Origin of the sequence: Pseudobutyrivibrio sp. (assembly GCF_017471675.1) — a bacterium.
In the GTDB taxonomy this organism is placed as follows: domain Bacteria; phylum Bacillota; class Clostridia; order Lachnospirales; family Lachnospiraceae; genus Pseudobutyrivibrio.
This window is the reverse complement of sequence record NZ_JAFUSK010000021.1, coordinates 59785-81363: the sequence shown is the minus strand read 5'-3', so window position 1 is coordinate 81363 and position 21579 is coordinate 59785. Positions and strand designations below refer to the sequence as shown.

At 35.4% G+C, this 21579-nt stretch carries 13 protein-coding genes and 1 pseudogene; 13 read left to right on the top strand and 1 reads right to left on the bottom strand.

The features are described 5' to 3' along the window. Positions 1–150 precede the first annotated feature (150 nt). The 9 genes and pseudogenes from IJ535_RS03305 (at position 151) to IJ535_RS03265 (ending at position 13999) form a co-directional block, all read left to right on the top strand. Entirely contained in the window at positions 151–504 is a 354-nt protein-coding gene (locus IJ535_RS03305) for a zinc-binding dehydrogenase (protein WP_294298803.1), read from the top strand. Continuing rightward, a pseudogene (locus IJ535_RS03300) lies at positions 497–1570 on the top strand (polyketide synthase); the annotation flags it as partial. The gene IJ535_RS03305 and the pseudogene IJ535_RS03300, both read left to right, overlap by 8 nt. After that, on the top strand, positions 1544–4696 hold the full coding sequence (locus IJ535_RS03295; RefSeq protein WP_330619490.1) for an acyltransferase domain-containing protein: 3153 nt from the start codon (positions 1544–1546) through the stop codon (positions 4694–4696). The pseudogene IJ535_RS03300 and the gene IJ535_RS03295, both read left to right, overlap by 27 nt. Position 4697: 1 nt before the next feature. Further along, a complete protein-coding gene (locus tag IJ535_RS03290; RefSeq protein WP_294298801.1) occupies positions 4698–4943 on the top strand; it encodes an acyl carrier protein in 246 nt (81 codons plus the stop codon). A 15-nt stretch (positions 4944–4958) separates the two neighbouring features. Beyond that, a complete protein-coding gene (locus IJ535_RS03285; RefSeq protein ID WP_294298797.1) occupies positions 4959–5537 on the top strand; it encodes a leucine-rich repeat domain-containing protein in 579 nt (192 codons plus the stop codon). 23 nt (positions 5538–5560) lie between these two features. After that, positions 5561–6331 (top strand): thioesterase II family protein, encoded by a 771-nt coding sequence (locus IJ535_RS03280; RefSeq protein WP_294298795.1) that lies wholly within the window; start codon positions 5561–5563, stop codon positions 6329–6331. 36 nt (positions 6332–6367) lie between these two features. Then, complete coding sequence (locus IJ535_RS03275; RefSeq protein WP_294298792.1) at positions 6368–12679, top strand: AMP-binding protein; 6312 nt, start codon at positions 6368–6370, stop codon at positions 12677–12679. 163 nt (positions 12680–12842) lie between these two features. After that, a complete protein-coding gene (locus tag IJ535_RS03270) occupies positions 12843–13481 on the top strand; it encodes a CatB-related O-acetyltransferase (RefSeq protein ID WP_294298790.1) in 639 nt (212 codons plus the stop codon). Next, a complete protein-coding gene (locus IJ535_RS03265) occupies positions 13478–13999 on the top strand; it encodes an adenylate kinase (RefSeq protein WP_294298788.1) in 522 nt (173 codons plus the stop codon). Before IJ535_RS03270 ends, IJ535_RS03265 begins: the two co-directional genes overlap by 4 nt. 57 nt (positions 14000–14056) lie before the next feature. On the opposite strand, the gene IJ535_RS03260 is transcribed toward IJ535_RS03265, so the two are convergent. Next, entirely contained in the window at positions 14057–15262 is a 1206-nt protein-coding gene (locus IJ535_RS03260; protein WP_294298808.1) for an IS256 family transposase, read from the bottom strand. Between the two features lie 389 nt (positions 15263–15651). On the opposite strand from IJ535_RS03260, the gene IJ535_RS03255 reads away from it, so the two are divergent. The 4 genes from IJ535_RS03255 to IJ535_RS03240 all read left to right on the top strand — a co-directional run bounded on the left by IJ535_RS03255 (position 15652) and on the right by IJ535_RS03240 (position 21543). Beyond that, positions 15652–17451, top strand: coding sequence for a sensor histidine kinase (locus IJ535_RS03255; protein ID WP_294298786.1), 1800 nt, complete (start codon positions 15652–15654; stop codon positions 17449–17451). A gap of 2 nt (positions 17452–17453) precedes the next feature. Continuing rightward, a complete protein-coding gene (locus tag IJ535_RS03250) occupies positions 17454–18941 on the top strand; it encodes a response regulator transcription factor (protein ID WP_294298784.1) in 1488 nt (495 codons plus the stop codon). Then, positions 18938–20140, top strand: a complete 1203-nt coding sequence (locus tag IJ535_RS03245) for a sugar ABC transporter substrate-binding protein (protein WP_294298783.1) — start codon at positions 18938–18940, stop codon at positions 20138–20140. The genes IJ535_RS03250 and IJ535_RS03245 overlap by 4 nt, the downstream gene beginning before the upstream one ends. Before the next feature lie 131 nt (positions 20141–20271). Continuing rightward, positions 20272–21543, top strand: a complete 1272-nt coding sequence (locus IJ535_RS03240) for an extracellular solute-binding protein (protein ID WP_294298780.1) — start codon at positions 20272–20274, stop codon at positions 21541–21543. Positions 21544–21579 lie beyond the last annotated feature (36 nt).

The following is a 21579-nucleotide window of genomic DNA, read 5'->3' as shown; positions in this document are numbered from 1 at the left end:
TAATTACAAGGGCCGCTTTCGCTTCTTTGCTTGAGTTCAAAGCGAAAGCGGCCGCACATCTGAAACACCTTGTCAACCCCTTTATCGCAAAATAAAAAGACCCCTATACCATTTCTGGTATAGAGATCCTTTGGCTGCCATATAAACTTAATGACATTGCGTATTGTGCTGGAACATACTGGAGCGGATACATTGCCAACTTCTCTTTTTGTATGTGCAACAGGTGGTATGGTTGTATTATGTGGGGCAACATCATCATATAAGGCCACTATTGATTTGAGATTTTTATGGTTGAATCAGAAAAGAATTCAAGGATGTCATGCTGGTACAAAGGAAGATTACAAGGGATATATAAAAGCTGTTGAGGAATCAAATATTCATCCGTTAATTGGGAAAATATATAACTGGAATGAATTACCACGAGCGCATCAGGATTTATATGAGGGAAACATTGGTGGAGGAAAAATAATTATAGATATTGCTGGAGGGAAAAATAATGAATAAATATGCGATTGTTGGATATTCATTACGATTTCCAAAAGCAAAAAACGAAAAAGAATTTTGGGATAATTTAGTAAATGCAAAGGATTGCATACAACATAACAATAATATACCGGACAGACAATTTGTTGGATCATATGGGAAATTAGATGATATATATGATTTTGATGCAGATTTTTTTGGAATCAGTAAACGTGATGCAGTTAATATGGATCCACAGCAGAGATATCTGATTACATTATGCCAAGAGGCTCTTGAGCATGCTAATCACAAGATAAGTGATGAAAAAAATGTAGGATTGTTTGCAGGTATTGGTGATTTTTTTTATGTATGGAAAAATCTGTTTGAGGAATACCGTGATTTAGATGAAGCAAAGTTACTAAATACCGCATATATGGATGGAACAGCAACACTTAGAGCTTCATACACATTATGACTAACAGGTCCAAGTATTCCAGTAAAAAATGCATGTGCATCTAGTTTGATGGCAGTTCATTTAGCAATGGAAAGTTTGAGCAAGGGTGAATGTAAACTGGCATTGGCTGGTGGAGTTAGCATTCAAGAAAAGCAGGACGGCTATAAAACGGCAGAAGGAACTTTATCAAAAAGCGGAACTGTTAGACCATTTGATCAGTATGGTGATGGATTCGTTCCAGGTAATGGTGGTGGATTGATTGCAATCAAAACACTTGAGGCAGCGATTGAAGACGGTGATTATATTCATGCTGTTATAACTGGTTCTGGTATATCAACGGATGGAAAAGAAAAGAGTGGTTATTCTGCACCTAGTGTTATTGGTGAAAGTACGGCAATCCAAAGAGCAGTAACTAATTCTGGGTTATCGTATGGAGATATTAGTTATGTTGAATTGCATGGAACAGCTACACAATTAGGTGATGTCATTGAGGCTGAGACATTAAAATCTACATACGGACAGGCATATAGAAACAGCGAAAAAGCATTATATGTAGGTTCGGTAAAGTCTAATGTGGGACACTTGAATTATGCTGCAGGTATAGCAGGTATTATAAAAACAGTTTTAATGATTAAAAATCGCATGTTGGTTCCGACAGTTTATTTCCAACAGGATAATAAAAAACTAGGTATTAGTAAATTCAATATTTGTGTTAATAGGTTTACACGAAAATGGAATCGACAACATTTAGCAGCTGCTGTAAGCAGTTTCGGAATCGGTGGTGTCAATTGTCATTTGATTATTGAGGAATATAAAAGTCGAGAAATACTAAATGAAACTGTTCCGAAAGAAGAATTAAAAGCTGCGATTATACCGGTATCTGGGCCTACGAAGGAGCATATAAAGGGATATTTTGAAAAATTAGGTGCGTATCTTGATGATAAAAAAGATGTGAATATTAAAGACATAGCAAGGACACTTTGGAAAGGCAGGGATGCGAAAGAATATAGAAGTGTATTGTTGACAACAGGAACAAAAGATTTGTCACGACAACTAAAAGAAGCACAGGTGGTTAGAAAAAGCAAGGCTCCAAAGGATATCAAAACATTATTTATGTTTGGTGGGAGCAATTATTACAGTTTAGATAAAATAGCTCAATTAATGAATTATGACTATAGACTTAATGATCATTTCAATATGATTTTTGAGTGTGTGTGTGACTTATTTGGGTTAAATATTAAGAAAAAAATAGAAACAAACTCACTATCCGATTTGGAGAATTATTTACTACATTTCTGTGTGCAATATGCATTGGGAGAATACATATCTGATTTAGGAATAGAACCAAATGCAGTTGTTGGATATAGTGCAGGTGAATATATGGCAGCCTATTTTGCGGGAGTCTTATCACTAGAAGACACTCTAAAAATATGCGTAAAGAGATACCATTTATTTGAACAGATTCAAGAAGGCTCTATGGTCAGTGTTATGGCTGATGAAAAAAAGATTAGCAAATATATGCAGGGAAATTTAGAAATAGCTGCATATAATGCACCTGGAAGAATAATGGTAGCTGGTCCCAAGAACGAAATAGATAAATTTTGTGAGCTGTTATCCGAAAATCAAATTTACAATATTAAACTGCCATTGGATAGAGCGGGTCATTGCAAAATGGTTAAGCAGATTCTTCCTGATCTTGAAGAGTTCCTCGATACAATAGAGTTTTACGAGAGCGAAAAAGATTACTTCAGTACTAGTTTGGGAAGAAAAATAGATTCAAAAATACTTGCAACAAAAGAGTATTGGAAAAATCAGACATTGAATTCTGTAAAGTTTCAGCAAGCGGTGGAGGCAACTCAGGACATCGAAAATTTAATTGCAATTGAAATTGGTATAGGAGAACAGCTGTGTTCATTTTTTAATAAGAGTAAAAAGAATAAAGAGCAGTTAGCAGTGCCTGTAATAACAGAAAAGATTGATAGATGGGAGTATGCTTTACGATTTGGAATGGGCACACTGTGGACTATTGGATATGAAATCCCAGACTGGAGTATAGATGTTGAAAATGGACAATTGTTGGATTTGCCGGCTAGTTCTTTTCAAATGAAACAATACATTAAAGTTAATAGTAATTCGAAAAACGAAATACAACATAGAAATAATCTCGGTTGCGAAATAGTTAATGGATTTATGTCGCATAAACTTGAATTATGCAGAAAAATGCTAGACATGTCGGATGTTCAAATATTAACCATCGCTCAATCTAATATTGATATAAAACAAAATCAAAACAAATGGAAGCAATTAGAAATTGATTTAGTGGAGCATTCTGGAATTATGTGTATGGCACAAATGCCAGAATTATATCATGTCTATGATGAAATATGTGCACGAGTGGCAATTAAATATTTTGATGAGTATGGTTTATTTAGAATACCTGGAGAAACAATTTCTTATGAGACCATTATTGAAAAGACATCATGCATATCAGATTACAAAATTCTTTTAAAGAGACTTTTAGGATTTATGGAAAAAAGCGGACTAATTAAAGAAGAAGGAGAACGCTGGTTATGTTTGAAGAACATTTCTGAGGTATCTCAGCTTAAGTATTATATTAGTCACGCAATAGAATCTTTCCCTGATTTTAAATATTTTTTTGAATTAATTGAAAAATGTAGTGATAGCTATAATGAAGTCCTTTCTGGGAAGGTAATGGGAAAGGAAATATTATATCCAAATGGTTCATACGATTATGTTAGAAATGTATTTGAAAAGACTCCTACATATGGCAAAGCCAGATTGTATGCGGAAATTTTCTCGAATATGTTAGTTGACATGGCGAAATGTGCAAATAGAAAGCTAAGAATATTGGAACTGGGGGCTGGTTCTGGAATTGTAACTTGGCCTGCGATTGACAAGCTTAGAGATTACGACATTGAGTATTATTTTACAGATATAGGTCATAGTTTCATATACGATGCCAAACAAAAAGCAGAAGAGTTAGGCGTAAAGGATAAGATGAAATTTGCAAGAATAGATGTAAATAAAAGCTTGGTATCACAGAATATTCCGGAGGATTATTTTGACTTGGTTGTATCATGTGGAATGATTCAATCAGTACCTGATATGGAATTGGCTCTGGATAATATGCGACGAGGATTAGTTGCTGATGGTGTTTTGTGTCTTTTGCAACCAATAAATGTTCATGGAATTAGAGAATTATTTGGAGGATTAACAACTGAGTGGTGGAATTATGCAAAGGATCCTTTGCGTGAGTCAAATTATAATATTTTGGTCAAGGATTGGGAAAGACTATTTTTAAAACATGGATTTGATTCTTTTATTGCCTTTGATGGTTATGAAAATAATGTGACTGATTCTGCCATTATAATGGGTCAACTATCTTATAAGGAATATAAGAAAAATAGAACAAACATTATTGATGAGTACGGTGAAAGAATCCATGAAATTATAATTAACGAACCGCGTCAACCAATAGTAACACAGAAGAAATCTTTAGTAGATAATAGTTTGAACCAGAATGATGTTCAAAGAAAATTAGTTGATATTTTGCGAAATATTACTGAAGAAGAGGAAATAGATTTGTCCCATTCCCTTTTTGAACTAGATATTGATTCATTAACAGGTTTAATGATAGTGTCTCAAATTAACGAATTTTATGAAATTCAGTTAACACCGAAGGAATTGATTCTTTGCGATAATTTGTTGAAAGTGGCTGAGAAAATACAAGAGCTGATTAATGAAAAGGAGAATATATAAAATGGCTAGAGAAATTATATTTAAGGATGTTGAAAAAATTATACGTGAAACTTTATGTCTTGAAAGTGATGTTGAAATCAATGAGAGTCAGGGCTTTAAAACAGAATTAGGATGTGACTCTTTAGACATTATGGCGATTATTTCAGAGATTGAGGATTTTTATGCGACAACAATTCCTGAAGAGGAGATGAGTCAGCTTCATACAGTTGGTGAGGTGGTTGATAAAATCGAGAGTATTGTAGCATAGGAAGGACATTGTCTTATGGATATGCAGTTTGAATATGATTACGACACGGAGGGAATGCGTTTAGTTAAATATACTGGTCAAGATAACAGGGTTGTTATTCCAAATGAATATAACGGGGAAAAGGTGACTTCAATAGGTCCATATGTTTTTGTGGATATGAAAGATGCGGATATTGATGGACAGAACGTCATGATTCCTAAGCAACCCAATTTTAATGTGCAAGAGGTGATTTTACCTGAAGGTATTATTGAAATTTGTTACTGCACTTTTATGGAATGTAGGGGACTTACTTCTATTAATCTTCCAGATAATATTCAGTATATAGGACCAAGTGCATTTTATCAGTGTCAAAGTATAAAAGAAATAACTATACCCAAATCACTAAGAATGATTTTAAGGGGCTGTTTTAGGAATTGCAGCGAATTAAAAAAAGTAAAAATGTCACATGTCAATGAGATAGAGTTTTCCGCCTTTGAAGGGTGTAAAAAGTTAGAAGAAATAGATTTTGGAAACGAACTATATTGGGTGGGAAAACGAGCCTTTGAAAACTGTGAGAAAATAGCAGATTTAATTCCTGATACAGTAATTAATTAATGACAAACAAAAGGAAAAAGAAAATGTTAAATAAATGGATTGTGTATGAGAATAAGACAGTGAAACCGCAATATAGAATTTTCTTATTTCATCATGCGGGAGGAGCAGCATCGTTTTATAGAGATTGGAAAAAATATTTTGGAGATGAAGTGCAAATATGTCCAGTGCAATTTCCAATGAGAGAAAATAGACTTGCTGAGCAATCGCCTAATAATATAGAGAATATTGTAGAAGAATTTATACATGATAATCGCGATTTATTTGATGTTCCTTATATTTTGTTTGGCCATAGTATGGGTGGAATTACTGCATATGAAGTCGCAAGTGGTATAGAAAAGAAAGGAATAAAGCCTCCTGTTGCAGTATATGTATCATCTGCTAATGAGCCTAACAGCGATATTGAGGAGTTCACAGATGATTTTAGTGACAGTAATTTAAAAAAATTATTGGCGGCATATGGTCTTATGGAAGATAGCATTATTTCAAACGAAGATTTTATGAGGCTATATTTACCAATAGCTAGAAATGATTTCATGCTTTGTAGTAGATACCATATGATGAAGGAAAAAAAACGTAGTATAAACTCTCCGATTTATGTGATATGGGGGAAATCAGATCGATTTGTAGAAGATACATCTGTTTTGAAGTGGAAAGATTATTCAAGAGGGATATTTCATGCTCAAACATTTTCTGGAGACCATTTTTATTTAAAAGATAATGTAGAAGAAATAAGTGGGATGATAAAAAAGAGCTTTGCAATGTATGAGAGTGGTTTGCTTGATTCAGGCAAATAATATTGGAAATTAAAATCAGTATTGTTGAGGATTGTTATGAAAGAGAATATAGAAAGAATTATAAGGGCAATATTAGGATTGGATGAAAACGTCACACTTGATAGAAGTTTTGTTGATTTAGGGGGACAATCAATTCTAGCTACACAGATTCAGATGAAAATCTATAAAGATACTAGAATTCGAGTAAAAGTTAGCGACTTCTATAAGTATGATAAAATGAGTGAATTTATTGATAGCATCGACGCAAAGGCTGCTAGTAAGCCAGCGCGAAAAAATAAAAAACAGGTAGAGATGGACAGTTTTAAACTAAAGGATATGCAACTTGCTTACCTTTTAGGAAGAAAAAAAGATATTGGTCTTGGTGGCGAGGCTACACATGCTTATTGCGAGATGGAAGTAAAAGATTATGATCATGAAAGATTTGAGAAAGCAGTCAATAAATTAATTCAAACTCATGAGGTGCTTAGATATCGTTTTTCTGAAGATGGAACACAAGAATTGGTAAAGGAGCCAGTTGAGGTAACTGTTCCATATACTGATATACAGAATATGTCTAAAGAACAAAAAGAAAAATATTTATCGTATAAGCGAACTGAAGTATTTAATCATACGTTCAAAATTGATACGCCACCTTTAGTATATTTTGAAGTAACTAAAGTAAGTGAAGACAATACTATTATTCATTTTTGCCATGATGGATTAGTGGTGGATGGTTGGAGTCATGAAAATATAGTAAAGGATTTGGATTATTATTATTCAAATCCGCATGCAGATATTAGAAATATTGATAGTAGTTATCGAAAATATTGCGAATATCTGGAGAATATGAAGAAGACTGATGTATATAACAGTAGCTATGAGTATTGGATGGATTGGGCAGATCGGATGCCTGACAATCCACAACTGCCTTTTATTAAGAATCCAGATGATGTTTTAGAAACTCATACTAGACAAGTCTTGAGAATCTTTAGTAAAAACGAATATCAGGATTTGGTAAAGTTAGCTAAGGAATGGGATGTTTCAGCATTTTCTATCTTATTAACTATTTATGGAAAATCTATTGCAAGATGTAGTCAGAATCAGCATTTTCTATTAAATGTACCAATAGCTTTACGCCCACCGATTTTCAATGATATATGGGATATGGTAGGCGAATGTTCAAACTTTATGCTGTTTGATTTTGATAACAGAAAAGATGAAAGTATTAAAGATTTAATAATTCGAAATAATAAACTTGTTTTGCAATTATTAGATCACAGTATGTACTCTGGTCTTGAATTGTTAAGTCAGCTTCAAAAGAAGAAAGGGCATAAGATAAATGCTCCAGTAGTATTTACGAGTACATTGGATGTGCCATATAGAAAATCGCAGGAGATTGTAAAAACATATACAAAGACACATACTAGCCAAGTTTGGATTGATGCGGTATTAATGCACAGACAGGATGACGTAATTTTCACAATGGATTGTGTTGAGGAAATTATTCCACAAGAAGTTGCAGAAGAAATTGCGGATATATTTATTTGTGGAATTCGTGACATTCTTAGAGATAGTAATAATTGGGCAGTAAAAACTGAATTAAGTTTGCCAGATAAATTGTTAAATACAATCGAAACTTGTATCGGAAATGATGAAATAAATAGTAAGAATACTGTAGGTGATTTATTAAGAAATAGTTTTCATAGTAATGGCGGAAGAATACATATCATTACAGAAAACGGTAGCTATAGCTATGAAGATACATTTAAGTTAATAAATCATATTAATGCAGATGCATTGGCAAATGGCATACAAGCAAGAGATACCATAGGAATTTATACAGCAAAGGGAATAGAGGGAATATTGGCTGAACTAGCATGTGCGTTAGCTAATATAGTATTCTTGCCATTTGATACTTTGCTTCCTAAAAAACAGCTTATTAATTCTATAAAGAATAATAATGTCAAAGCCATTTATACAGATCAAAGTCATTACGATGAAATAAAAGAGATATATGATGGTGTAATAGTTTTGATTCCTAGTAGTTTGGACAATGTACAGGGAACAAATGGAGAGATATATAATGCAGCAGATGGAAAAGACATTATATATACTATCAATACATCAGGAACCACAGGTTTACCTAAAAGTATAAGGATAAAAAATGATGGTTTTGCAGAATGTCTTTTATATACTAATGAAAAATTTAATGTGACTTCTGAGGATAGAGCTATTGCCATAACTAGTTTTTGCCATGATATGTCACTATATGATGTTTTTGGAATGACAATAGCGGGCGGCGGAATAGTTGTTCCTACAGATTCAAAGGCTAAGGATCCAAAGCATTGGAAGGAATTGATGGAAAAAAATTCTATAACAATATGGAATTCCGTGCCTGCTTTTATGGATATGTATGTGTCGTATGGTTTATCGGATACCTGTGGATTAGATAGTGTTAGATACATATTCTTAGGCGGAGATTGGGTAAAAACAGAACTGGTTAAGGAAATAAAAAAATATTTTGACAATGCTAAAGTGGTTAGTGTTGGCGGACCATCGGAGACCACTCTTTGGAATATCTTCCATGTAGTAACTGAAGAGGATATTCGTAAAGACGTTATTCCATATGGAATTCCAGTCCCTACAGCTTCGTATTATATTTTAAATGAGAATTATGAAATATGTCCGGTCCAAGTACCAGGAACAATGTATGTAAGTGGTATATGTGTAGCTGAGTGCTATGCAGGAAATCCCGAAGAAACAGAAAAAAAATTCCTTAGCTTGAATGGGAAAAGAATATACAACACAGGCGATAGAGGAATGTACAATGCTGATGGAGAAATTATTTTCCTTGGTAGAACAGATTCACAAGTTAAAATTAATGGAAAGAGAATTGAACTGTCGGCTATTGAAAATGAAATCGCAAGCATTGCAGGAATTCAAAAGTGCGTAGTTTTATACGATAGAGAAAAGCAGATTCTTAAGTCATTTTATACAACAGGTGATGAACTTGAGGAGCAGAAAGTACGCAAAGAGATAGAAAATTCTTTGCCTGCTTACATGATACCTGGAGTTATACAAAAAATAGATGAAATGCCATTAACTAATAATGGAAAAATAGATAAAAATGCATTGAATAACATGAGTATAGATGTTACTGATGAAGGTGAAGATAATAAATTCCAAAGTGACATCGAAGGATTCATGCAAGTATGTTATAAGGTTTTTGGTAGAAATGATATAGATGAAAAATCTAATTTTTACGCCATTGGAGGAAACTCCATTACTGCAATTAAATTGATAGCCGAGCTAAGAAAAGTATACGGAGTTGAACTATCAATTTATCATATAATGAATATTAATAATTTGGAGGAAATATTTAGCTGCATTAAAGAAGAAAAAAATAAATCTCAATGCGTTATTTCTGAAATTAAAGAGGAATCTACTTGTGATCTAACAAGGTTACAGGAAGACATATGGGTATATGATAATATAAACAACAATTCTAGATATGTAATTACAGCATATATGGATTTGTTAGATAAGAATAATGGCAAGATAGATTTTGAAAAACTTAGAACGGCAGTAGAGAAAGTTTATTTAAATAATCCTACTTTACAAAATGTATTTATACAAAATGAGGAGGGCTTGCCGTTACGAAGAAAATCAGCAAGTGCTTGTTGCATACAGTATGTAGAAATAGTTAATGAAGATAGTATAAGAGATTTTCAAAGGATTATTTCTGAAGAAAAAATGAATCTGTCAACGGGGCCTCTTTATCGTGTGACAATCATAAAACAATCAGATACTAAGGCAAGATTATTATTAACTATTCATCATATTTTGGCAGATGAACAATCATTTAGGCTTATATTTAATCAAATATTGAGGGAGTATTACAGTAAAGAAGTAGAGTATGAAACGCATAGTTTTGATGAGTATGTTTCATTGAAACAGCTCGAGGCAGAAACTGATAAGGATTTAAGTATTGATGAATTAAGAGCGTACAATAATTCTTTATGTGAATACGGAAATGGAAAACAAAATAAAGATGCTTCTGTATGCTGCAAGGCGCTGGCTAACGAAACTATTTCCAAAGCGAAAAAGAAGGCAAAACAGTGTAATACTTCACTTTTTACTACATTGTTATGGTCATATATGAAAGTTTTAGAAGAAAAGTACAAGACTAAAGTATATGTATCTGTACCAGCTTCGGATCGAGCAATCGGGGATTTTGAGAAAACAGTAGGTTTGTTTTTAGACAAAATATTCGTAACAAGCGCAAATGAGATAGATTTATTAAAAGAAAAAATGTTAAAAGCATATGAACAGATGCATGGTTCATATTATAAAAAGGTTAGAGATGAAAACTTATTTGAAAACTACAAGGCTATTCATAATGGATTCATTTTTAACATGATTGATAACACAATTGATAATGATTTTGTTGAAATGCACTATGTTATGAATGTGCAGGAAAATAGTAATTCTGATTTACAAATGCTTATAGAAAAAAGTGAGGAGGGGTATTATTGTAGATTATCTTCAGGTTGCGGAAGATATGATAATGCTGAGCTAGAAAAAATATTGAATGAATTTGTGGATGTTATAAATCGAGAGGATGAAGCCGTGGCTGAAAAGAATTCTAGCCCAAATACCTTAGTTGACATGTTTTTGGCTTCTTGTGCTAACAATCCGCAAGCAATTGCAGTAAAAGATAGTGAAGGTGAATTATCATATGCTGAGTTATACTATAATATTTTGAGATGCGCGGAAATACTTGTTAAGTCTGGAGTTCGTAAAGGCGATAATATTGCCATAAGATGTAATCAGAACAATGAGACAATAATATGGATATACGCAATTCTTTTTGCTGGAGGGGTATATGTACCGATAGATTGCTCACTTCCATATGGTAAGACAAAATTGATACTTACAAATTGTGGTGTGACATATTATATAACGGATGAATCGTGTGAATATGAGAATGTTACTATATTCCCTTTGCATACTTATGAGAAGTTTATTCCGTCTATTTCATTGTTAGATAATAAATGTACAGAGTCAACACAATTAGCGTATATTATGAATACTTCAGGGACCACAGGTAATCCAAAAGGGGTTCCAATTCAACAAGCGGGTATTGTTAATTTGATAAAATGGTATATCAAAGAAATGAACATTACGCAGGAATCAAAACTAATTTTGTTAAATAATTTTGGATTTGATGGATCTGTAAAGCATTTATTTGCGGCTCTAAGTTGTGGGGCAAGTTTGTGTCTAGTAAAAAATGAATTGTATGATATACCATATATTCTTAATGTTATATCTAAAGAACAAATAACTCATGCTGCCACAGTGCCTAGTTTGCTTAAGGAAATGGTAATAGAGGCATCGAAGAATAATTATTCTGATTTTGAATCTATAACGTATATGGTTTGTGGAGGTGAAAAGCTTTCGTGTGAAATGTTTCTTAGTTGGTTTAATTCGCCAAATTGTAATGCTAGATTTTATAATGTGTATGGCCCGGCAGAATGTAGTTGTGTAAGCTTATATCATGAAGTTACTAAAAAAGATATTGATTGCGGTAGGATTCCAATAGGAAAACCAATCCCAAACAAAATAGTATATCTCCTAAATAATGAAGGTAGAAAATGTCAAAGAGGGGAGAAAGGAGTTCTGCATATAGGTGGAATCGGAACCTTTGATGGATATGTTGGAAAGAGTGAAAAAGAGTCTAATATTATTGATACCACTGATATTTTTGGAGAGAAACTGTATAGAACTGGAGATGTGGCTATATTAAATGATAATAATGAGTATGAATTTTTAGGAAGAGAAGATTTTCAGATTAAGATTAACGGACAGAGAGTTGAAGTAGAGGAAATAGAGTCTGTTTTTCAAAAAATCAGTAAAGCATCGCAATGTGCTTTTAATATTGAAGAATGTGATGGTAAAAAGAAATATATCATGTATTATGTGTCACAATCTGACAATCCAAGTGATAGTAGTGGATTTTTTAGAACAAAGATGAGAGAGTTTCTTCCTGAGAGTTATTTGCCACATGAGTTTATTGCTTTAAAAGATATTCCGCTGAATTCAAACGGAAAAATTGACCGTAGTAAATTGGGACAATTAAAAGCAAAACGTACCATTTCATATGGAAGGCGCACAAAGCATGGTATTACGAATGATATTAATTCCAATAAAACTATATATAATCAGGTTGAAAGTGCCTGGGGAAAAATATTGGAAATGGATACAGTTCCTGGCAATAAAGGATTTCAAGAGTTAGGTGGTACATCTTTACAATATTTCAGGTTGCAGCGAGACTTTGAAATTTTCTCTGTAAATATGGAACTTCTATGATAATTTAGATTTGTGAGGGTGTAGCTAGATACTCTACATCCTTTTTTAGACTATACAGTTCTGTATACTGTAAGTCAATAAAAACTTGGATTTTTAATTTGTGGTGTAGTAATATCTTTAGCATAACAAATCGATAAATCGAGATTTGACGAGGTGACCAACTATGAATAATGGGAAAATCCCAGATCCAAATGTGATCCATCCGGTCGCAGGATATGACAAAGAGATATATGTGAAACCAACCATTACAAATCCGAATATCATCGTCGGGGATTTTACCTACATTGCAGACTCAGAATTTGAGAGTCATGTAACAAACTTTTATCCCTGGAGCAGGGATAAGCTTATCATCGGCAAGTTCTGTCAGATCGCAGCAGGTGTCGAGTTTGTGATGAATGATGCTAATCACCAGATGAACGCCGTCTCAACCTTCCCGTTTTATACGCTTGAAGGATGGGAAATGAACACTCCCGATCCGTCTGAAATGCCATTCAAAGGAAATACTGTGATTGGCAATGACGTGTGGATCGGGCAAAATGCGGTGGTTCTTCCTGGCGTTCATATCGGTGACGGAGCAATCATTGGAGCAAACAGCATTGTCGGAAGTGATGTCGATCCTTATACTATCGTTGTTGGAAATCCTGCAAAACCCTTGAGGAAACGCTTTGATGATGATCTTATCGGATTGCTGCTCAAATTCAAGTGGTGGGATAAAAGCATTGAAGAAATAAACAGTCTGATTCCAATCCTGACCTGCAGTGAATTGGAGAAGGTCAGGAATGAAATCGAGGCAAGACTATGATCATACTGATTACGGGTGCATCTCATACTGGAAAAACGCTTCTGGCTCAGAAGATGCTCGAAAAATACAAATATCCATATCTGTCGATTGATCACCTGAAAATGGGCCTGATCCGCAGTGGCAATACGGTATTGACACCGGAAGACGACGAGTCTCTGACAGGGTATCTGTGGCCAATTGTACGAGAGATCATGAAAACCGTGATTGAAAACCAGCAAAACCTTATCGTTGAGGGCTGTTATATACCTTTTGATTGGAGAGACAGTTTTGATGAGCAGTATCTTCAGTCGATAAGGTTCATCTGTCTTGCTATGTCAGATGAATATATAGACACGCATTTTGAAGAGATAAAGTCACATGGTTCAGATATTGAAACAAGACTAGATGATTCTTATTGCACAGTCGAACAGCTGAAGCAAGACAATCACCAGGTCATAGATGGTTACAAGTCTAATGGAGAAAAGATTACTCTGATCACCGAAAGCTATGAGGATTCTATAAAAGATGTTTTGGATTAACAACTTCCAGTTTACACAAATAACCACTATCCCATAATGAGATAGTGGTTTTGTTTATTAATCTGAAAGTCTGCCAGAATACATGATTGAAAGTTCTCCGCGAACTTTGCCCCAATTTCTGATTGGCATTGTCCATTTCTTGGTAGCCTCAAAGGTTGCCAAATATAAAGCTTTCATCAGAGCCTGTGAGCTTGGGAATACGCTTCTTTGCTTGTTTAATCTGCGGTAGCATGAATTTAAGCTCTCGATGGCATTAGTGGTATAAAATGCGGTTCTAACATCCATAGAGAACTTGAAAATTGGAGTAATTACATCCCAGTTATCACGCCAACGATTCATAGCATGAGGATAAAGTGGCTCCCATTTCTTGGTCACTTCGTCTAAACGCTTGAGAGCTGTCTTCTCATCTGGCGCAGTGTAGATTGTCTTAAGGTCTTTAGCAAAAGCCTTCATGTCTTTGTTAGCGACATACTTAAGGGTATTTCTAACCATGTGAACAATGCAGCGCTGATGTTCTGTGTTAGGGAAAGCCGCTTGGATGGCTTCTTTTAAGCCAGTAAGACCATCTGAGCAAAGGATTAAGATATCCTGAACTCCACGGTTTTTAAGGCTATTTAGAACACCTAGCCAATACTTACTACTTTCATTTTCACCAACTTCGATGGAAAGAACTTCCTTCATTCCATCCTCGTTGATTCCGAGAACAACATAAGCTGCAAGTTTGCTTACAATTCCATCATTACGTACTGAGAAATGAATAGCATCAATGAAAATGATTGGATATACTGCCGATAAAGGGCGATTTTGCCAATCTTCAATCTGTGGCATTAGCTTATCAGTGATATCAGAAACTAAGCCTTCGCTGATTTCAAATCCATAGATTGATTCAATCATTTCTGAAATCTGAGTCGTTGTCATTCCTTTGGCATACATAGCAATGACCTGTTCTTCGATACCAGAAATGTCTTTCTGTCTTTTCTTTACGATGGCTGGCTCAAATGTGCTATTTCGGTCTTGTGGTACATCAACTTCAAACTCACCATATTTACTCCTAACAGTCTTAGGCTTTGTTCCATTGCGGTAATTAGGCTCATCATCACGAGCATACTTCTCGTAGCCTAGATGCTCATTCATTTCAGATTCGAGCATGGATTGAATTGTCCCTGAAAGAAGATCCTTGAGAGCATCCTGAATGTCCTCAGCTGTCTGGATATCGTACTCATTGAGCAATCCTTGGATTACAGCCTTCTTTCCTTCTGTCATTGGTTTTGCCTTATAAACGTCGCGTCTCTTGTTTGCCATAAAAATGGGCCTCCTTGATAATTAAGAATTTTATCATAGAAGACCCAAGTCTTATATTAAATTTACAGAGATTTTTTCAAAGGCTCGTTGCAGCAGGAAATTAGTAAGCGTACAGGGAAAAATGTATCCATTAATATGATTCTTGCACATCCTACAATTGAGTCTATGACAAAGTATTTAGAAACAATTTAATTTATCTAATTAAAATCTCATACACTTTTTCTTTAAGTCGTGAATAGTGCCACAAAAATGACAACTAGCCGTTGCTAGTTGTCTACACTCTGAGCTCATTGCCTGTTGTGCAATGAGCTTATTTTTTGTATGATGATTGTATTGGGTGGGTGAATGTTATGCATAGCATTATTAGAAGATACAATGATCTTAAAATAGGCAAAAAGCTTATTATTATATTTTTACTAATATCTATAATACCTATTATTCTATTGCAGGTATTTCATTTTACTAGTGTCAGGGAAACTATGACTTCTCAGGTGGATGAAATCATCCAAAGTGATTTAATCCAGATTTCAGAGAGAACTAATCTCAGCTTAGAAAACTATACCAATTTAATGTATCAGATATATGTGGATGAGAATGTTATCGACCAGGTAATGATTCTGATGAACGGTACCCCTACAAGACGGGCGGCGGCTAAAAGCGATATTAGAGAGTTGCTTCATAGATACACCAGTGTGGTAGAAGGAGTGCGTTCTATCAGCCTGGTGTGTAAGAATGGGGAGTCGGTAACCTACGATTTTGCAACAGATTCATCTATGTATAATATCTGGAATCGATTTAAAGATATGAGAATAGCGCCACCATACCTGGATGCGGAAAGCAAATCAGGGATGGTTATTACTCCTAGTATGAAGTTCGATGAAAATGGAGTGAAAAAATACTATTTTCATATATCAAAGCGACTGTACAATTTTGACCAGTTGGAAAAAGGAAGTATAGCAACTGTCATAATGACTGTTGACGAAGAGGTCCTAAATACAATATGTAATTCATCTAAGGAGAGCAAAACAGGAATCAACTTCATCCTAGACGATGCTGGCAAGGTAATCTCATATCCTAGTGAAGCTTATGTAGCAATGAGCACTGGGGAAAACTTGGAAGCTTTCGTACGAGAAAGTGGATATTTACAAAGTAGCCATAATATAGGAATCAATAAATACAAGGATGAATCCACAGGGTGGACATTCGTAAATGCTTATGACACAGATGAGATGCTAAAGGATGTTAGAAGGATTCAAATAATAACAGTGTTAATAAGCTCTATCATTATTGTTGTAGTGGGATTGATTATTTTTTACACAACAAGGACCTTTAACAAATCCGTAAATACGATAGTGGAGGGAATGCAGACTGTTCAGGCAGGTGATTTGGACAAACGCATATCAGTAAAAAGTAAGGACGAATTCGGAACAATCGCAGCTAACTTCAACATAATGACAGCCAGGGTAAAGGAGCTGCTGCAGCAAATATCATCTGCCAAGGATAGGCAGCGCCATGCGGAACTAAAGGCATTAGAAGCCCAGATAAATCCACATTTTTTGTATAATACCCTGGATTCAATTAATTGGATGGCAATTGAGCATGGAGAAAATGAAATCAGTAAAGCACTTAGTAACCTGGGGTTGATATTAAGGCATTCAGTGAGCAAGGTGGAGGAAAAGACGCCTATAATTGCAGAATGCGATTTCCTTCAAAGATATTTGGAGTTACAGCAGATTAGATATGAGGGGGCATTCAGATATGAGATTAATATGCAGCCAGAAATAAAGAATTTTCATATTCACAAGCTGCTTATTCAGCCATTTGTAGAGAATGCTATATTACATGGATTTGAAGGAATAGAAGAAGGCGGGATGCTTTCTATAAATATGGACATATCAGAAGATAGCAGGTTCCTTCAAATAAGTATTGCAGATAATGGGAATGGAATTGAGGAAGAGCTTGTTAACAAAATGAATAATCGAGATGCTGTTATTAATGATGAGAGCATAGAAAAAGCGGGGTTAGGCCTGAAAAATGCATTTTCAAGGCTGGTAATGTATTACGGAGGAATGGCTCATTGGAATATTAATAGTGTGGAGAAAATCGGAACTGAGATTACATTATATATTCCAAAAAGTGAGTGTGAGTAGGTATGAATATAGTTATAGTTGAAGATGAAATCAAAATAAGAAATGGGTTATCCAGATTATTATCTAGCTATGGGGAACATGATGTAATTGCCAAGGCGAAGAATGGTAAAGAGGGGCTGGAAGCAATAATTACATTACATCCTGATTTGGTGTTTACAGATATTAAGATGCCGGAGATGGATGGATTACAGATGTTAGAAGAAATAAAAAATCGCCAGATAAAATGCCATAGCGTAATACTTACAGGCTATGCAGAATTCGATTATGCCAAGCGTGCTATCACCTGCGGAGCTGATGATTATTTGCTTAAGCCGATTACCGTGGATGCGGTAGACGGGGTGCTAAAATCCATCTCTGCCAAGATTAGTGCAGAAGCCACTAGAATAGACGCTGATCCTGCATCTTATATTAGAGCAATAGTTTCAGGAGCCCTTGAAAACAATGATGAAAACATAGGCAAGGCTGAGCGGATTTTTGAATTATCAAAAGGATATGAATTATGCTTTTTAAGAGGATATAGCACAAGAGGATGCTTTGACAAGACTACCGTTATGGAAAAGTTTAAGGAATATAAGGGCTTGTATGTATCTGAAGATAATAAGGATTTGTTCATGCTTTATGATAAGTCTACCGGCAAGTATTCATCTGATGAAGAGATAGTACACATGCTTGACCGCAGAATAGATGTTGTTGATTGCCTAAAGGATTCGGTATGGTATGTGGCAAGCTTGTCCAGCTTGAAGGAGCTAAAGGATATTGCTCTTCAATCTGATAAGAAATTTTTGTATGGGGAAATGTTAGATACCAGAATTGTAATAGAGGGTAACACAGATATCGTATATACGGATTATAAATATAGTAAAGATACTGAAAAAGAAATAGAAAAAATACTTGTGAATAATGATGAGGAAGGCTGGCAAAAATGGAGTGAAGGCTTTGCCAAAGGTTTCATAGGAAAAGCCTACGATCCATATTCTGTAAGAATTGCATATCAAACTCTTGCAGGTTTTATTTTGCAGCTGGCCATTAAAATATGGCCTGATAAAGGCAGGCAGCTTAGGGAATTAGATACAGTAGAAAAGATATCAAGGGCAAAGCTGTTATCTGAAATAAAGGGATGTTTAGACGAGGCAGCAGCAGTAGTGTTTGCTGGTGAAGCGACCCGTGATGATATTCACAACTATACTATATTAAAGGCTATTGCCTACATTAGAGAAAACTATGCTAACAAGATTTCCCAGGAAGAGGTAGCAAATTATTTGTCTATAACCCCAGAATATCTAAGCACACTTTTCCATAGAGAAATGAATAAGAATTTCTCTGCATTTGTAAATGAGTTTAGAGTAAGTCATGCTAAGCGCCTGCTTACAGGTAGCAATCTGAAAATATACGAGATTGCAGAACAGGTAGGTTTTACAGATACCAAATACTTTAATAGAGTATTTAAGGATATAGAGGGAGTATCGCCTAAGGAGTTTAGAGAAAGATGAAAAAAGGTCTGAAACTAATAACACTGGCTATGTGCATGGCAATTACAAATACAGCCTGTGGAAGAAGTACTTCTGATGTGGAAAACACACCTGATGAAAAAGAACAATTGTTGATATGGTCTTACTATGAAACAGAAGCACAGGCTAATGGGCTGGATAAGTTAACAGCCAGCTTTAACAAAAGCCAGGACAAATATCAGGTGTCATGGGAATATGTTCCAATGACAGAATTTGACAAGAAAATATCCAGGGCATATACAGAACAAGAGCTTCCAGATGTGGTAATTATTGATAATCCTGATATGAAAAAATTCATTCAGCTGGATATGTTTGAAGATATATCTGAGTATGCCAGTACCCTTAATCTAGATACAGATTATTATGAGGCATCTGTAGATACTATCAAATACAATGATAAATACTACGGAGTTCCGTTTAACAGCAACAATGTTTGTTTGATATATCGAAGTGATTTGTTAAAGGCGGCAGGTGTTACACCACCTAAAACCTGGGATGAGCTTAGTGAAACAGCAAAGCTATTATCAAAAGATGGTACCTATGGATTTTTGATGAGTGCCATGGATTCTGAGCAAGGCTCATTTCAGTTATTGTCATGGGTGATGGCTGCCTCTGATTCTGATACACAGCTTACCAGGGAAGCAATCAGTGAATCCTATGATTATTTAGCAGGACTTATAAAAGATGGCTGTATGCCGGCGGATTGTCTTAACTACAGCCAAACAGATATTGCAAGAAGATTTATAGAAGGGGATATAGCTATGATGGAAAACGGACCATGGGTTTTTCCTATGCTAGATGAAGCAGGAATTAGCTATGGCCTTTCACCTATGCCTATGAATAAAAGAAATGCAGTAATACTAGGTGGAGAAAATTTAGGAATAATCAAAGGTAAAAATGTAGAAGGCTCCATTGAGTTTATAAAATATTGCATGGAACAGGGCGGAACGGAAAGATTCTGCAGCGAAGCAAATCTGCTTCCATCCAGAATAAAATCTGCAAATAAGATAATAGTGGATAATCCTAAGCTGGAAATTATTAGTCAGCAAATGACTTATGCAATTCCTCGCACAGGAATAGAGGGATATTCCAGAATATCCAAGCAATTACCTAAGAACTTTGCAGATGTAGTGACTGGAGAGTTAACACCAGATGAAGCGGCAGGTAAAACCTTGAACTAAAATTAGGATGAATTTTTTCCACCTTTTTTAATTTATTAGAATTTTTTAAAATCAAAACCTCTCTTAGAATACTTATATAAACAAAGGAGATACAAAGTATCTCATGGTAAGTATTCGAAGGGAGGTTTTTTATGAGATTTAAGAAAGCCGTATCAATGGCATTAGCAGGTGCAATGGCAGCGTCACTTATGGTAGGCTGCGGCAGCTCAGGAAGTGGAACAGAAGCAACTGGTTCAGGGGAAGGAACACAGACAGCACAGGCAGGAGACAAGCAAGAGGTAGTTATTTGGGATTACTTTGAGACAGATGCTCAGAAAAAGATGATGGAATCACTTATTAATGGATTCAATTCATCACAGGATGAGTTCGTAGCAAGTCATACATATGTACCATTTGCTGATTATGAAAAACAGTTAACGCTTGGTATTGCATCTGGTGAGCTCCCAGACGTAGTTATTCTTGATGGATGCGACATGTCATCATTTATAGCAATGGATTTGTTTGGAGATATTTCAGATGCCAACATAGATTGGTCAGAATATCTTGAAGGTCCAATGAATTCTACAATGATGGACGGCAAACACTATGGCCTTCCATTTGCTACAAACTGTACAGCTCTTTTCTATAACAAGGATATTCTTGATGATGCAGGGGTTCCTTATCCAGATGAGAACACTACATGGGATGAATTCCATGAGATGGCTAAGAAGCTTACAGATTATGGCGTAACAGGCTTTGGTAATGCAGCAATCGGAACAGACGAGGGTACATTCCAGTGCCTACAGTGGTTATATACAGCTGGTGGTTCTTACACAGATATTGAAGGTGGCAAGGATGCATATCAGCTTATGCAGGATATGATTAACGACGGCTCTTGGTCTAAAGAGTGTGTAAACTGGGCTCAGACAGATGTATGTAATAACTGGAAAGCAGGAAACATTGCCATGATGCAGAATGGTCCATGGCAGATTCCTGGTATTGAAGCAGATGCTCCTGATATGAACTATGGGGTAACAGTTCTTCCTAAGAAGGATGCTTCAAGCGGCCAGGCTACATCTATCCTTGGTGGTGAAAACATGGGCGCTGTAAAGAAGGATAATATGGATGGTGCTAAGGCATTCCTTGAGTACTACAATCAGACAGATGTTATGGTAGATGCAATGAAGCAGTATGGTTCATTCCCACCTAAGACAGAGGCAGCTAAGGATAGCTATTGGACAGATGATCCTATTCAGGCACAGTTCATTACACAGCTTGAAACTTCTATTCCAAGAGGACCTTCACCAATTTGGCCTTCATACTCAAATGCAATTCAGACTGGTTTCCAGGAAGTACTTACACTTGCTAAGTCGCCAGATCAGGCTGCAAAGGATACACAGGCAGCAGTTGATGCCGTTAAGTAAGAATTAACATTTGGCGGGGAAGTAATTCCCCGCCAT

Bases quoted from the DNA above. Each gene is read 5' to 3' on its own strand.
- IJ535_RS03305 (WP_294298803.1), top strand. From the start codon at position 151: ATGACATTGCGTATTGTGCTGGAACATACTGGAGCGGATACATTGCCA.
- IJ535_RS03295 (WP_330619490.1), top strand. From the start codon at position 1,544: ATGATTAAAAATCGCATGTTGGTTCCGACAGTTTATTTCCAACAGGAT.
- IJ535_RS03290 (WP_294298801.1), top strand. From the start codon at position 4,698: ATGGCTAGAGAAATTATATTTAAGGATGTTGAAAAAATTATACGTGAA.
- IJ535_RS03285 (WP_294298797.1), top strand. From the start codon at position 4,959: ATGGATATGCAGTTTGAATATGATTACGACACGGAGGGAATGCGTTTA.
- IJ535_RS03280 (WP_294298795.1), top strand. From the start codon at position 5,561: ATGTTAAATAAATGGATTGTGTATGAGAATAAGACAGTGAAACCGCAA.
- IJ535_RS03275 (WP_294298792.1), top strand. From the start codon at position 6,368: ATGAAAGAGAATATAGAAAGAATTATAAGGGCAATATTAGGATTGGAT.
- IJ535_RS03270 (WP_294298790.1), top strand. From the start codon at position 12,843: ATGAATAATGGGAAAATCCCAGATCCAAATGTGATCCATCCGGTCGCA.
- IJ535_RS03265 (WP_294298788.1), top strand. From the start codon at position 13,478: ATGATCATACTGATTACGGGTGCATCTCATACTGGAAAAACGCTTCTG.
- IJ535_RS03260 (WP_294298808.1), bottom strand. From the start codon at position 15,262: ATGACAGAAGGAAAGAAGGCTGTAATCCAAGGATTGCTCAATGAGTAC.
- IJ535_RS03255 (WP_294298786.1), top strand. From the start codon at position 15,652: ATGCATAGCATTATTAGAAGATACAATGATCTTAAAATAGGCAAAAAG.
- IJ535_RS03250 (WP_294298784.1), top strand. From the start codon at position 17,454: ATGAATATAGTTATAGTTGAAGATGAAATCAAAATAAGAAATGGGTTA.
- IJ535_RS03245 (WP_294298783.1), top strand. From the start codon at position 18,938: ATGAAAAAAGGTCTGAAACTAATAACACTGGCTATGTGCATGGCAATT.
- IJ535_RS03240 (WP_294298780.1), top strand. From the start codon at position 20,272: ATGAGATTTAAGAAAGCCGTATCAATGGCATTAGCAGGTGCAATGGCA.